The organism is Streptomyces coacervatus (genome assembly GCF_029223485.1).
Taxonomy (GTDB): domain Bacteria; phylum Actinomycetota; class Actinomycetes; order Streptomycetales; family Streptomycetaceae; genus Streptomyces; species Streptomyces coacervatus.
Window position 1 is genome coordinate 23,374 of the sequence record NZ_JARHTP010000040.1, and the last position, 14,631, is coordinate 38,004.

The following is a 14,631-nucleotide window of genomic DNA, read 5'->3' on the forward strand; positions in this document are numbered from 1 at the left end:
GGTTCATCGTGAGCAGAGTTCCTTGCCGGATTGCCCTCGTCGGTCACCGCGAGTAGGGACCCTCTGGTACGAACGAGGGTCGGTCTAGCGTTTGACGCGGCCGCGGATAGCGAGGGCGGCCAGGCCTAGCAGGATGGGCTCGGTGAAGCGGGAGGCCATCTCGGTGTAGGTGCCGGCGGTGGTGAGGTCCTGGTCGGAGGAGCGGAAGACCACCGAGTTGATCACTACGCGCAGGGCCTCTTCAAACCGTTGCCCGGTGATGCGCTCGGCCCAGGGACCGGTGGGGTTGGCTGGAGCGGGAGTGTCGGTGGTGAGGGTGATGTTGGGCCCGGTCTGGCGGCCGGTAGTCTCCGGCTCCGGTGTCTTGGCCGGCAGTCCCCACAGCATCAGCGCCACGACGGAGGCGCTCATAGCCAAGACCAGCCAGGCGAGTGCGCGGGTGGCGCGCAGACCGTAGCCGGACAGGGCCCAGTAAGCGGTCAACAGCGCACGTTCGGCAACAGGACGGGTGGTGTCGTGGCGACGCATCTCCATCTCGCCGTAGTAGAAGTCGGCGGCATCCGGCTCGTTCTTGCCGTCCTCCAGCGACTTGCGCATCTGCCGGTACAACGCGGCCAGCGCAGCCGGCTGCAAGGCAGTGATGCCTTCGGGCGGAGGCACCCAGCCTCGGGCCCAGGCCCGCACGAACGGCCAAGGGTGCTCCCCAGGCGGAGTCGGATAGCCATGGCCGCGGACCCCGATGGCGGCGCGGCCGGGCTGCGCACGCCAGTGGTGCTCCTCGACCAGCGTGCGCCGCCGACTCCACCGCCAGGGGAAGAGCCGGTACCACCCGGCGCTGGCGGGACTGCCGGCGAAGGTGCACCAACCGTCCACGCGGAGCTGGTCGAGATGGATTGCGCCAGCGAACTGGCAGACGCTGAGGTCGATGTCCTGCAACACCAAGTGCGCGGCGTCGACCCCGCTCACGGACGTCACACGCACGCCGGGGTCCAGGTCACGCAGCCCTGTCTCGTGCCGTCGGCCGGTCAAGGGGAACGGTGTGGGGTGGGCGGCGATTGTCACCGGATGCTCCACGACTGCGTTCCTCAGGTCCACCTCGGCGTGGCGCAGATACAGCGTGGCGGTCGATACCCACTGCGTACGCACGCAACTCACCCAGCGGGCAGCGATCCACACCATCACCGGCGCACCGAAGACCGCACCGTCCAGCGCCACTCCTCCATCGCAGTGCAGTGTCCCTGGGTGTGATTCCGTCTCAAACCGTGCCCCATTGAACGTGACACCGGGGGACGAGAAGGACGCCTGGTCGAACCAGGCGCGGCGAGTGAATTTCGCTCCTCGGAACACAGCGAGGCCGGTGAAGGACGCTCCCCTAAACGAGGCGTCACCGGTGAAAGCCGACTCGTTGAACAGGCTGAGGCCGGAGAAGATCACGTTGCTGAACTGGGCGTTGCCAGTGAAGGCCACCTCGCGGAATCGGGCGTCGCCGGTGAAAATCGCCTCATCGAACGAGGCGTCACCAGCGAAAAACGCCGCATCGAATCGGGCGGGTCCGATGCGCGGCTTGTGGGTGCTGGGATCGTTCAGTCCACTGAGTAACTGCGCCAGGAGGTCTGTGGTGAAAGGGGTGCCGCGGTGATCGATGGCGGCGCCAGGAGTCAGGGTCGCCAGGTAGGCGGCGCGATCGGTTACCGCCAGGTGGGCCAGGCACGCCGTATATCCGGCGACGTGGATGCCCCTGCAGCCGACAGGATCATCCCGGGTGGCGTCGTGGCCACAATACGGCCACCGCGGCGGCGAGTTCATGGATGAGGGCTCGAAGTGTGCAGACGTCATGCTCCAAGGATGATCCCACCAGCCAGGCAGTTCCTCTGCCTCTGCCCATGACCCTCGACTAGATCCTGCTGCCTGCCCGTCAACGTACCCGCTTGGTGTCCCGCGCCCGTGGAGTCCGGCTCCCTGCTCCGGACGGCGCGTAGCCAGACAGCGGCCCCGACCGGACAGTGGCCCAGGAAGGGAGCGGACCCTTTCACAGTGAGCGCGGCGTCCCGGTGTCGTGGCGCTGACGGCGGTAGAGGAAGGCGTCCTCGCTCGTCAGCTGCCACCACTGCAACCAGGTCTCGGGGCGCGGATCACGGTAGGGCTGGGCGAAGGGGTAGCTCTCCAGGGCGACGCCGTCCGCGTACGGGCGGCCGTCGGCACCAGCGGTGATGTCGTGCCGCGAGCCGTCGGCGCTGACGGCCGTGTAGGGGAATCCCGCCTGGAGGTCACGCACGATCTGGCAGCCGGCCTCGGTGAACGACGAGCGCAGCCCGAAGTCAACGGTGTACCCGCAGTACACCGGGGTGCCGTCGCTGGCGAGGCGGTAGAGGATCTCCCGGCCGGTGCCCGAGGGCGGGGCGTCCTCGGCGGCGCGGCGGACCTCGGCCGCGATCACCGACCGGTTGGGCTGGTCCGGGTGGCGGCGCTCGTAGTCGTGGGTCGCGTATGGCAGCAGCGGGAAGTACGCCAGCTCGCCCGTGCCGGGAAGGCGCAGGGCGAGGGCGGGGTCGCAGCGCAGGAAGAACGCGAAGGCGTCCAGGAGGGTCTCAATGACGAGGTGGCCGCCGACGGCTGCCCGGTAGGCGGTGTGGTTGGCGGGCCGGGTGCCGGTGCTGGCCTGGACGACGGCGGGCAGCCGGTCGTACGGCTGCCAGGAGGGCAGCACCCGCCACTCGCCGTTCATCTCCACGACGCGGTCGACATGGAGGTCGAGGGTGGCCGGGAGGTGGGTGTCGGCGTTGCGGGCGAGCACGAGGCCGAGTACGACCTGACCCTGGGGGTCGGTGTCCTGCAGTGCCAGGTAGCGCCCGCCTTCGGCCGGGCTCTGGCTGGCCCGTATGACCTCGAGGTCCAGGGTGCGCACGGCGGAGAGAGCGGGGGCGATCTCCAGCGCGATGCGTTCGACGTCGACGTCCAGGCCGACGCCGCGGACCAGGGTGGTGTCGGTGGAGGCGGTGGCCTCCCAGATGTGGGTGATGTACAGGGCCAGGCCGTGCATCTTCTGCCGGCCTTTGTCCCGGAGGCCGGGGTCGGTGACCGGGAACAGGCCGGTGGGCGTCTGGGGCATGGGTTCCCCCGCGGGTGACTCCGCCGTCGGGCGAAGAGAGCAGCGTACCGCCGCGCCGAGCGGAACGGCCCCCGGATTTCCGTGGAGTTGAGTCCGACCGCGTGTCTTCAAACAACCGAACGCCGGGCACGGGTGTGCGAGCCCAGCAGTGCGAGAAGCAGACGGCCCGCGATGCTCAGTCCGATGCCCCGCCCGGTACGTGCGGCAGGCCGGCGGACTGCGCGGGGCGCTGGCCCACTGGTCCCCGAGCGCGGGCGAAGGGGCGCCGACCTAGGCTGAAGGCCCCGCAGGAGGTCCCGGTGCCGCCCTTCGCTCTGCCCGCCCCGCTCGCTCTGGCACGCCCAGTCGCTGTCGTGCCCGAGTCTCCGGGCTGGGCGCTCGAGCCGAAATGGGACGGCTGGAGATGCCAGATCCACACCGCGACCCGACGAGTATGGAGCCGGCACGGCACTGACTTGTCCCGCCAGTTCTCCGACGTCGCAGCCGCTGCCGCCGACCTCCCGGACGCCGTCCTCGACGGTGAGCTCGTCGCTGTCCTCAATGACGGCTCCGGCGTGGCCTTCGACCGGCTGCAGAGCCGGGCCGGCCGCCGCGGGCCGCGGCGCGGCGCCGACTTCACCGTCCACGTTGCCCTCTTCGACGTCCTCGCCGTCGGCGACGCCGACTGGCGGCCCCGCCCGTATGCCGAGCGCCGCACTGAGTTGCTGCGTCTCCTCGAGGGCGGCCCGGCCACCCTGCGGGCGGTGCCGAGCACCGAGGACCGTGGGCAAGCCCACCAGTGGGTCGGCGCACTCGCCGGTGTGGAAGGCCTGGTGGGCAAGCGGACCGACGCCCCGTACGCCGCCGGTCTTGCCTCGGGCTGGGTGAAGTGGCGCCAACGCCACACCGTGGAGGCCGTGGTCATCGGGGTGACCGGCAGGTCCCCGGCGGCGCAGTCTCTCGTGCTGGGTCAGCCAACGGGCGGCAAGATGCGGGCGGTTGGCGTAAGCCTGCCGCTCACTCAACAGGTCCGCCTGGCCGTGGCACCGCTCCTGCACGCGGCCGGCGAAGAGATGCGCGAGCTCCCCGGCACGGTAGGCGGGCTGCCGGGCGCGGATCCGGTGCGCTTCCGGCCGGTCAAGCCGGAGGTCGTGGTGGAGATCGAGGTTGACCAGCCGCGGTTGGAGTTCGGACGTTACCGGCACCGACCGCGTGTCCGCCGAGTCCGATCCGACTTGAAGCCGGAGTATCTGCAGCCACCTGAGGCATAGAGCGCCGTCATCTAGCCCCTGGTGACGCTAGTCCAGAAGCCGCCGGAGCGTCGGGCTGACGGAGTGCAGCTTGCTCGAATTGCCCATATAGCGGCGATAAGACAACTTTCCTTGATCCTGGAGATCGTTAAGAATCTGCTCCACCACCAGGGGCGGAGTTTCTGTGCGCGCTGCGAGATCGTCGATGACCGTGCTACCCATCGGCTGGTCGTTGACAAGCTCAGCGATGACCGCTCGGCGGTGCTCCTCGACCTTCGGCAGCACGGTGGAGATCCCGGCGCGATAGCCCTTTCGAGTCAGGTGGTAGTCATGGGCACCACTGGCCCGAAGTGTCACGTCGACGTATTCCTGCTCACCGAGCATGTGCAGGCTCTCCTCCACACGCTCGTCGCTGAGACCGGCATCCTTGGCCCGAGACTTCACCGCAGCCCAGTTGAGCAGCATCATCTCGTTGGTCCTGAGCGCCTCCCGGATGGTCTCGGTGAGCAAGACCGTGTCCGCTGTGTTCAGGCTTAGAACGACGGCCCCAACCCGGGCGTATGCGGGCAAGGGACCGACAGCCGGCCGCGGGTTGTAACCGTGCAGAGTGTCCGCGATCTGCTGCGCGGTGTGCACGACACCTTCCGGGGTGCGATCAGCAGTGATCCACAGGAGGGGTTTCAACGGTGCGGGCATCGGTACTTCGTCGAGCCGAACTGGAATCAGGAGGGATTCCCCGTTGACACGGGCCACCGCCGCCGCGTCGAGTTCCTCGCGCACCCACGGCTTGTCCACCGAGTGCTGCGAGACGACGGCCACAACGGCGTCGGCCATCGCGATGCCCTCATCGAACAGGCGTCGCACAAGGCTGTCCCCCGGACGGATTTCCCACTTGTCGAGCCATGCCGCCACCCCGCGGCTGAGGAGTTCGCGCGCAAGGGGCTCGACGAAGCCGGGCTTGTCCTCGCTGGCGTGGGAGAGGAATGCACCGGGCGGTTTCGCAGCGTCGGGCTCCATGAGCCCAGGATGCGTGGCCCGGCACTCGCCTGCGCGCCGAGATCGAGCTGGGGCGGTACGACGACCGGGCACGAGAGCCAAGCGGCAGCGGACGGATAGAGCGAGTCTCGAACACGTGATGACTACCAGCTGTGCGCGGCGACCTGACGTCCGAGCTGTGCGACGAGCAGCAGACCGAAAGCGGCTGTGGTCGCGCGACAGGTATTCGCAAAGGTACCCATGGGTGCATACTCGGGTTATGGCTGACACCACCGTAAAGGTCGACTCAGAGACCAGGGACCGGTTCGCTGCGGTCGCCGCAGCCCGCGGACAGAGCGTGCGCGCCTACCTGGCCGAGCTGGCCATAGAGGAAGAGAACCAGATCAAGCTGAGCAAGGCGACCGCCGTGTTCCGCGAGGTCATCGCACAGCCCGGACTGGCCGAGGCGTTCGACGCGGCCTTCCCGAATGACGCTCTACCCCGCCGGGACGCCGCAGGCCGGGCGGCCTGACCTTGGACCTGCACATCGACATCAGGTGGCTCCTGGATCGGCAGGAGGAGCTACTTGGCAAGGAACTCGGCGTTCGGGACTACTCGGGACTGGTGGCCGCCGTGGCCCGACACCGGGTGAACACCCCACAGCTGGACGTGGGCACGCCCGACGCCTACTGGCGGGCCGCCGCGCTGCTGGAACAGTTGGTGCTGCTGCGCCCGCTGCCGGCCCGCAACGCGTACTTCGCGTACGGCGTCGCGGTGGCGTACATCCGGGCCTCCGGGGAGGAGATCGACGACTCCTTCGAGCCGTGGCGGGATCTGATCACCGATATCCGCGCACTGCGGCTCACTGTCTACGACATCGCCGACCGACTGCGCTCCTGGCGCAGCGACGGGTAAACAGCACCAGCCCGAACTCCCGCCCAGCGGGCCAGGCCTGCTCTCCGCGCCGGCCTGGCCCGCTACTTGCTGCCCGACGACATCCGAGCGCCGGGGGCGAACTAACGATTGAACGACTGCGCGTACCACCACGCCGAGCGGCATACCGGTGCGCAACAATCAGCCACGCACGAGACGTTGTGAGGAAGTCATGGAGGCACAGTGGGCATAGGCGCCACCAACCTCGGAGTGGTGTTCATCCATGGGCTCTTCTCGTCCGAGGAGACATGGGATCCGCTCGCCGGGCTTCTCGAATCCGATGAGGAGCTGGCTAATGTCGCGGTGAGACGGTTTGGGTACGCAACACCCAAGTTCCGTTTCAGACCCGACCGTCGTACTCCCGACTACAACGACCTCGCAGACCGGCTGAAGACGTTCTTGCAGTACGACGCGGCCGAGCACGACCGCCTGTTCCTCGTCGCCCACAGCCAAGGCGGGCTGATCGTTCAGCGCTACCTCGCGCGGATGCTCCACAGCGGGCAAGGGCAGCAACTCGCCAAGATCCGAGGCGTCGTCCTGTTTGCCTGCCCCAACGGCGGCTCCGACTTCGCGCTGCAGCTTCGCCGCAAGTGGTGGTCGAAGAATCCTCAAGTGCGCGCACTGGGACCACTCAACCCTGAGGTAAGGGACGCCCAACAAACGGTCCTTGACCAGATCGTCTATGCCAAGCAGGTGGGAGCGTCCTCGTGCCCCATCCCGTTCTGGGTCTTCGGGGGAGAGGAGGACAAAGTCGTCGTTCGCGCCTCCGCTCAGGGAAACTTCCCCCAGGTCTTCATGCTTCCCGGAGATCACTTCAGCATCATCCAGGCCCGGACGTACGAGCACCCTGCCTACGTCGCTCTTCGCACCCATCTGCTGGAAGCCGAGCAGACAGATCCGGATGATCCAAGTGCCCCCGCCTCGAGTCCCTCCGCACCCGCAGCCCAGATTGCGCCGTGGGGCGACAGCGCGAAGGCCGCGCGGATCTTGGACGTACTGCCTCCATATGCTGACTGGCTCAAAACGCTGCGCACCCAGGACTTCTTCATCGTCAGCGGCCGAGTCAACAGACTCTTCCACGAAGCCGCTGATGCCCTCAGCAACGACCCCCTCCACTTCATCGATCCCGCGTTGCGCGATGCCGCAACGGCGTGCAGCAGAGCCACCACGGACCTGAGCAAGGCAATGATCGACCTTCTCTTCGCCGACCGTGTCGATGCCAAGGCGTTCGAAAATCTGCCAGCGCGGGAGAGGGAAGACGCCTGGACATTCGTTCTCGGCGAGTACCAGCCCGGTGAGAGCGAGCTGCGGCTGCACACGCTACGCGACGCCTTCTTCGAAGCCTACGACGCCCTGGTACGCCTCCTCAACGAGCGCCTGCTCGCGCCAGCAGGAACATCATCCCTGCCCAGTGGCACGAGCACGCCGACGACTGTTGCAGTACCCAACGCCGCCGGCCCGCAGCCGCGTGTGGGCCAGGGACTGCCCCGCTACGAACGCGAACTGCGGGAGGCGTACGAGCAGCTCCGGTCAGCAGGAATCGGGGCGCCGGACTCCGACGCGTACCTCTCCGGCGCCACCGCCGTGCAGCACTTCGCGGCCGCCGAGGAATCCGGGCCCGGCTGGGTGCTCAGTCTGAGGGACGGCCGGGCCGTAGCCGTAAGCGAACTTCTCTGGAGTGCCCTTGTACGGGCAGGACGTCCAGCAGCGGACGGCGACCCCCTCAACGCGGTCGGATACCCCACCGCCCCAGGGACCGAGCCGACCATGCTCGGCCCAGACGTACAGCGCGTCGCCCTCGAAGGCGGAAACTGGGGCAAGGGCTGGCTGGTCCGCTTCGACAACGGTTGGCGTTGGGAACCTCAAGTAGATCTGAGCTTCAACCAAACACGCTCCGCCACCAACTGGCCCGGCCCCCAACCTGCACCCCAACTGCGGCTGCGCGCCGTCATCACGCTGCCCTGGGACACCAGTGAAGAACTGGAAGTCACACCGGCGCGTCGCCGCGACCTCAAGGCCCAACTCCCCTTCAGCCGTCTCGCCGGTGCGGTGACCACCCTCTCGCTCCGGAGAGGCGCGGATCTACGCGCCGCGAACTGGGACCTGGGGCCGAACCGCAACGCCAACGACTCCATCAGCTATTCGGCAACCATCGCATCCCCGGACGGTAGGGCGGCGCTGACCGGGGCGGTCATAGCTGTTCTGCCCGGCACCCTGCAATCGGCGACGGTGACCTGCGCCGAGGTCACGATCCAGGACGCCGAAGCCTGGGCTGCCGTTCTCCCACCGGGTGCGTCAACCAAACTCACCCTCGAGGAAGTGACGTCCGTCCTGCTGGCGGCCTGGGAGACAGCAGCCGATGTCCTGCCGGCGGCTGCATGTGATGCCACGACGATGCGGTGGGCTGGCCCACCCACCGTTGAGCTGCGGATGAGTGCCGAGGGACCGCACGATCAGCCCCGGGCCAACCTCGACACCCTGATCGATCTCGGCGAGGTCGGGCCGACCGACCGCAACTCGCTGCCCGAGATGGCGGTGACGATCACCGTGTCTCCGATGGTGGAGGACAGCGAGCGTCGGAAGGTGCTTCGGCGCGCTCTCGTACGCATGCTCCAGGGTTTCGGATATGTCGAGGCCGACGAGCATCTCCTTACGTAAGGTACGGACACCTGCCTTCGTGAAGAGCGCGGGAGGGCACACAGTGGCAACCGTGAACTGCTCTGGCGGGCCCAATGGATGGGCCCGCCAGAGCAGTTCAGATCAGGCGACGACCTTCTCTCCCAGACTTTCCATCACCCAACTTGGGGCCGACGCCAGGGACGTGAGCATTTCCAGGGCGGCGCAGGTATCGCCGAGGGCACGGTGCCCGCCGCCCAGCGGAAGGAAGTTGGGCATGTCCTCCCAGTCGAGGCGCCGACGCATGATGCATCCCCACTGCTCCTCCGCCTGCAGGTGCTGGGGATCCGCCTCCACCCGCAGGCAGTCGCCCACGATGACCGTCTGGTCGTACTCCGCGTTGTAGGCAAGGATCTTTCGTCCGGCGGTGGCCCGCAGCAGATCCGGCATCACCTGGTCCCAGGTCGGTGCGTCCGCGACCATCGCGTCACTGATCCCATGCACGGCGAGGGCGCCCTCGGTCACCGGGATCTGCGGATTGACCAACGTCTCCAGGAGGATCTCGCCAGAAGCGGCGTCCACCACCGCGACCTCCATCACCCGCCCCCACAGGTCATGCGTCTCGGTGTCCAGCACACAGGCCATGCCGGGCTGCAGCATCCGCCGCGCCCAGTGGATGGCCTCGCCCTGCCGGCTGAGCAACTGGATGCCGTCCGCGAAGCGAGACGCGACCGGGTTGCCGGCGAGCATCGCGGCGACGTCTTCCTTTGACGGGGTGCCGTCCGGGCCCGGCTCCCAGTCGATCAGCCAGCGGTTGTCGAGGTTGGCGAAGCGGGCCCAGACCGGCAGACCGAACCTTTCGCGCAGCTCGTCGACGAAGGCGCGGGCGACGGAGGCCCGCTGCGGCGCCAGCTGGGCGAAGGCCCGCAGCGGGGACGGCCGGCCGGGCTTGGTCGCCCGCACCGCCTCCCAGTCCACCCCGGGGATGTCCTCGAGCGCGTCCAGGTCCCCGACCCGGTACATCGGCACCTCGACCACCTTGCGATGGCCTCGGCCGCCCGACCACACCGTGCGGCGCACCTGGCTGACCGGCGCCAGCCATCCGGCCTCGATGCAGTAGTCCAGGTCCCGGCGCCGGATCTCCAGGTACTGCGCCGCCAGCTCCGGGCCCAGCATCCGCGCGGCCAGGATGTCCGCCCCCAGGACCTCATTGCCGGCGAGCCGCTCGACCTCCTCAAGCGCCCACCGGCCGAACCGCCCAGGCGTGATGCCCTGGTCCTTGGCGGCCTTCTCGAACTCGGCCACCTCCCAGCCGCACCGGCCGGCCGCCTCATCCGTCCGGGCCGAGGCCTGAAGCCACGCGACCCGCTCGGCCACGATCTGCTCGAGCGCGGCGCACATCGCCGCGGTGGGGGAGACGAGCTGCCGCTCGTCGTACAGCGCGTAGCCCTCGAATGCGCCGACGCGCTCGAGCACGCCCTGCTCGGCGAGCTGTTCGACGTCGCACGCCCACACCTCCACCTTCCGGGCCGCGAGATCCGGCGCCTCGGCCAGCATCTTCGCCCCGCGGCTCGCCCCGTATCCGGGATGGGTACCGAGCACCTCGATGATCTACTCCCGGCGAGCCTTGACGTCCTCGCCCTGCTCATCCGACCAGCGGCCCGAGGCCAGGGCCGGGGCCGGAATGAGTCCTTTGGTCTGCCCCCGCTCGACCTGCCACCGGCTCAGTCCCGCGTGATCGGCGAGCTGAATCGGGCCGAAGCCCTTCCGTCGTCCCATCGCATTTCCCTTCTCCTGATCGCCCTGCCCTGGCGGAACAGAACGTGACAGAACATATGAATAGTTGTCAAGAGCCTTTGAAAATAGGCAAGTTGGGGCAATGCGCTTAGAACTGCGCACGCGTACGCGAGGAAAAAATCACCCGGGCGGAGCCGTCCCGGGACCCGGCGACGCGCTTCGCCGGCCCCGGCAGGGCCGGGGCTGCCGGGGCCGCGGGAGGGCGCGGTGCGTATCCCCGGGCGGGCGGCGCCCATCCGCCCCACTCGTGACCTGGGATCTCACGCGCTACGATGTTCGAACAGATATTCGAACTGGGGGAGCGGTGCACCACGCAGCGGGCCGAAGGGGGCAGAGGATGGGAGGCGCGCCATGGGCGGTTTTACCCACCTCAACGCCGCCTCCGGGTTCTCCACCCGCTTCGGCGCCGCCCACCCCGAGCAGCTCGTCCAGCGCGCCGCCGAACGCGGCATGAGTGCGCTCGCCCTGGCCGACCGTGACGCTGTCACCGGTGCTGTGCGGTTCGCCCAGGCCGCCATCGAACACGGCATCCAGCCGATCTTCGGCATCAACCTGGCCGTCGCCCCGCTCGCCCCCGCCCCCACCCAGCGCCTGCGCACCCCGGTCCGAGGCGGCGCCCACGTCTACGAGCCGCCCCACCGGGTCGTCCTGCTCGCCCAGTCCGCCGCCGGCTGGGCGCGGCTGTGCCGGCTGACCTCCGCCGCGCACGCCCACGGTGACGGCCCGCCCGTCCTGGCCTGGGACGACCTGCACCAGCACGCGGGGGAGGGGCTGACCGTGCTGCTCGGCCCCGCCTCCGAGCCCGTCCGCGCCCTGGCCGCCGGCCGACCCGATCTGGCCGAACACCTCCTCGCGCCCTGGCGGCAGCTGCCCGGCATTCAGCTGCGCCTGGAAACCTGCTGGCTCGGCCTCGCCGACACCGGCCTCGGTTCACTGCGCCTGGCCGCCCGCACCCTCACCCTCGCCGATCAACTGGGCATCCCCGCCGTGCTGACCAACGCCGTCCGCTACGCCGATGCCGACCAGCCCCGCCTCGCCGACGTCCTGGACGCCGCCCGCCTGCTGCGCCCCATCGACCGCCGCCACCTCGACTCCGGCGAGCGCTGGCTGAAGGACCCGGCCGCCATGACCGAGGTTGCCCGCCGGATCGCCGCGGCCGCCGGCCACGGAGACGACCGCGCGGTCCGCCTGCTCGCCGACACCATGGCCACGGCCGACGACTGCACCGTCGACCCCGCCCGCGACCTCGGCCTGGGCCGTCCCCACTTCCCCGAACCTGCCGTCGTCGGCGCCCCCGGCGGCCCCGAACACGCGGCCCGCCTGCTGCGCGAGCGCGCCGAGGCCGGCCTCATCCGCCGCGGCCTCGACCGCGACCCCCGCGCCCGCCAACGTCTCGAGGAAGAGCTCGAGGTCATTCGCACGCTCAAGTACGACACGTACTTCCTCACTGTCGCCCAGGTCGTCGCCGATGCCCGTGAGCTCGGCATCCGGGTCGCGGCCCGCGGTTCCGGCGCCGGCAGCATGGTCAACCACACGCTCGGCATTGCCACCGCCAATCCGCTCGACTTCAACCTGCTCATGGAGCGGTTCCTGTCAGTGCGCCGCGCGAGCCTCCCGGACATCGACATCGACGTGGAGTCCGCCCGCCGGCTCGAGGTCTACGACCGCATCATCGAACGGTTCGGCACCGAACGGGTCGCCGTGACCGGCATGCCGGAGACCTACCGTGCCCGTCACGCCCTGCGCGATACCGGACTTGCCTTGGGGATCGCCCCGTACGACGTCGACCGGATCGCCAAGAGCTTTCCGCACATCCGGGCCGCCGACATCACCGCGGCGCTCGCCGAACTTCCCGAACTGCGCCAGCTCGCCACCGAAGCCGGCCGCTACCGGCTGCTGTTCGAACTCGCCGAAGGCCTCGACGCCCTGCCGCGCGGCCTGGCCATGCACCCCTGCGGCGTCATCATCTCCGACGCCACCCTCCTTGACCGGCTGCCCGTCCAGCCCACACCCGGCGGCTACCCCATGGTGCAGATGCCGAAGGAGGGAGTCGAAGATCTTGGACTGATCAAGCTGGACGTGCTCGGCGTACGGATGCAGTCCGCGATGGCCCACGCCGTCACCGAGATCGAACGCGTCACCGGCCAACACATCGACCTCGACGACCCCCAACAGGTCCCACTCGACGACCACTTCGCCTTCAAGCTCATCCAGGACGCCCAGACCCTGGGCCTGTTCCAGCTCGAGTCGCCCGGCCAGCAAGATCTTTTGTCGAGGCTGCAGCCGCGCAACGTCGCCGACGTCATCGCCGACATCAGCCTATTTCGTCCAGGACCAGTCGCGTCCGGGATGCCCGAGCAGTACATCGCCGCACGGCACGGCGCCACCCCCACCTACCCGCACCCCGACCTCGAGCCAGTCCTCGCCGATACGTACGGCGTCGTCATCTGGCACGAACAAATCATCGAGATCATCGCCACGCTGACCGGCTGCGACCGCGCCCTGGCCGAAGTCGCCCGCCGCGTCCTCGCCGACCCCGCCAGACTGCCCCGCCTGCGGGACTGGTTCCACCGCACCGCCACCGCCCGCGGCTACAGCGCCGACGTCCTCACCCACGTCTGGAAGATCATCGAAGCGTTCGGAGCCTACGGCTTCTGCCGCGCCCACGCCGTCGCCTTCGCCGTCCCGGCCCTGCAGTCCGCCTGGCTCAAGGCCCATTACCCAGCCTTTTTGCTGGCCGGCCTCCTCGAACACGACCCCGGCATGTGGCCCAAACGCGTCTTGATCCAAGACAGCCGCCGCCGCGGCGTGACGGTCCTGCCCGTCGACATCAACCACTCGCAGACGACCCACACCGTCGAACGCGCCCCCGACGGAACCTGGGCCGTGCGCCTCGCCCTCTCCACCATCCGCGGCATCCACACCGAAGAAACCGAGCGGATCGCCGCCGGCCAGCCCTACGCCTCCCTCTCCGACCTGTGGCAGCGCGCCCGCCCCAACAAACCCACCGCCGAACGCCTGGCCCAGGCCGGCGTCCTCGACCCCCTCCGCGGCAACCTCACCCGCCGCGACCTGCTGCTGCAGATCACCGAACTGCACCGCCAGTACCGCGGCCGCCCCCTCGGCGACGGACAACTCCCCATCACTCTTGCCGACCAGCACACGGCCGCCCCGTCCGGCCTGCCCGAGATGACCAGCCGCGAAGCCCTCAACGCGGAACTGCACATCCTCGGCGTCGACATGAGCCGGCACCTCATGGACCACCACCATCAGCTGCTACGCGAGCTCGGCGCCACCGACGCCGCCCACCTCAAGCGCCTGCACCCCGGCCAGCAGGTCCTCGTCGCCGGCGTCCGCGCCTCCACCCAGACCCCGCCCATCGCATCCGGGAAGCGGATCATCTTCGTCACCCTCGAAGACGGCTCCGGCCTGGTCGACCTGGCCTTCTTCGAAGACTCCCACGACGCCTGCGCCCACACCGTCTTCCACAGCGGCCTGCTCCTCGTCCGCGGCCAAGTCCAACGCCGCGGCCAACGCAACACCGTCACCGGGCAGATGGCCTGGGACCTCGAGCACCTCGCCGCCACCCGCCGCGACCACGGACCCGAAGCCGTCCAGCGCCTCCTCGGCGCCGGCGCCGAGGTGCCCGCGGCGCCGCGTACCGAACCGCACCGCACCATCACCCACGAAACCGGCGCGAGCATGCACCCCTGGGCTGACCTCCAGCCCGCCGGCCAGCGCGCCGCCGACCTCACCAAGCTCGGTCACACCAGCCAGGGTTCTCCAGGCTGACATGTGTCTCACGAGACACACCAACACCCACTCGCGGGGGTGTCCTCGACCGTGGGCGTGTCAGTGATCTTGTGTAAGTCGCCTGGTTTCATTGGATGCTGAGCCGGTCCTCGAAGAAGAGTGAGAACTGGTTCAGTGCCTCTTTCCAGTGTGCGGCGACGTGGTTCGCGTCGCGCGCTT

General features: G+C 69.0%; 10 protein-coding genes. 5 read left to right on the top strand and 5 right to left on the bottom strand.

Translation table 11 applies throughout. The features are described 5' to 3' along the window. Positions 1-84 precede the first annotated feature (84 nt). Complete coding sequence (locus tag P2Q00_RS49565) at positions 85-1,836, bottom strand: pentapeptide repeat-containing protein (protein WP_275781635.1); 1,752 nt, start codon at positions 1,834-1,836, stop codon at positions 85-87. A gap of 193 nt (positions 1,837-2,029) precedes the next feature. Beyond that, on the bottom strand, positions 2,030-3,109 hold the full coding sequence (locus P2Q00_RS49570) for a hypothetical protein (RefSeq protein ID WP_275781636.1): 1,080 nt from the start codon (positions 3,107-3,109) through the stop codon (positions 2,030-2,032). 353 nt (positions 3,110-3,462) lie between these two features. Between P2Q00_RS49570 and P2Q00_RS49575 the strand changes: the two genes are divergently transcribed. After that, positions 3,463-4,359, top strand: coding sequence for an ATP-dependent DNA ligase (locus tag P2Q00_RS49575; RefSeq protein WP_275781637.1), 897 nt, complete (start codon positions 3,463-3,465; stop codon positions 4,357-4,359). Between the two features lie 27 nt (positions 4,360-4,386). On the opposite strand, the gene P2Q00_RS49580 is transcribed toward P2Q00_RS49575, so the two are convergent. Further along, on the bottom strand, positions 4,387-5,355 hold the full coding sequence (locus P2Q00_RS49580) for a toll/interleukin-1 receptor domain-containing protein (protein WP_275781638.1): 969 nt from the start codon (positions 5,353-5,355) through the stop codon (positions 4,387-4,389). A gap of 238 nt (positions 5,356-5,593) precedes the next feature. Here P2Q00_RS49580 and P2Q00_RS49585 point away from each other — a divergent pair, with 238 nt between their 5' ends. The 3 genes from P2Q00_RS49585 to P2Q00_RS49595 all read left to right on the top strand — a co-directional run bounded on the left by P2Q00_RS49585 (position 5,594) and on the right by P2Q00_RS49595 (position 8,904). Next, on the top strand, positions 5,594-5,845 hold the full coding sequence (locus P2Q00_RS49585) for an antitoxin MazE7 (protein WP_275781639.1): 252 nt from the start codon (positions 5,594-5,596) through the stop codon (positions 5,843-5,845). 2 nt (positions 5,846-5,847) lie between these two features. Further along, a complete protein-coding gene (locus P2Q00_RS49590; RefSeq protein WP_275781640.1) occupies positions 5,848-6,228 on the top strand; it encodes a toxin Doc in 381 nt (126 codons plus the stop codon). Positions 6,229-6,429: 201 nt separating this feature from the next. After that, positions 6,430-8,904, top strand: coding sequence for an alpha/beta fold hydrolase (locus P2Q00_RS49595; RefSeq protein WP_275781641.1), 2,475 nt, complete (start codon positions 6,430-6,432; stop codon positions 8,902-8,904). Between the two features lie 102 nt (positions 8,905-9,006). Here P2Q00_RS49595 and P2Q00_RS49600 read toward each other — a convergent pair whose 3' ends face one another. Beyond that, positions 9,007-10,464, bottom strand: coding sequence for a 3'-5' exonuclease (locus P2Q00_RS49600; RefSeq protein ID WP_275781642.1), 1,458 nt, complete (start codon positions 10,462-10,464; stop codon positions 9,007-9,009). Positions 10,465-10,473: 9 nt separating this feature from the next. Beyond that, positions 10,474-10,641 (bottom strand): hypothetical protein, encoded by a 168-nt coding sequence (locus P2Q00_RS49605; protein ID WP_275781644.1) that lies wholly within the window; start codon positions 10,639-10,641, stop codon positions 10,474-10,476. A 369-nt stretch (positions 10,642-11,010) separates the two neighbouring features. On the opposite strand from P2Q00_RS49605, the gene P2Q00_RS49610 reads away from it, so the two are divergent. Continuing rightward, positions 11,011-14,451 carry a DNA polymerase III subunit alpha gene (locus P2Q00_RS49610; protein ID WP_275781645.1) on the top strand — a complete coding sequence of 1,147 codons (3,441 nt, stop codon included), beginning with the start codon at positions 11,011-11,013 and terminating at the stop codon, positions 14,449-14,451. Positions 14,452-14,631 lie beyond the last annotated feature (180 nt).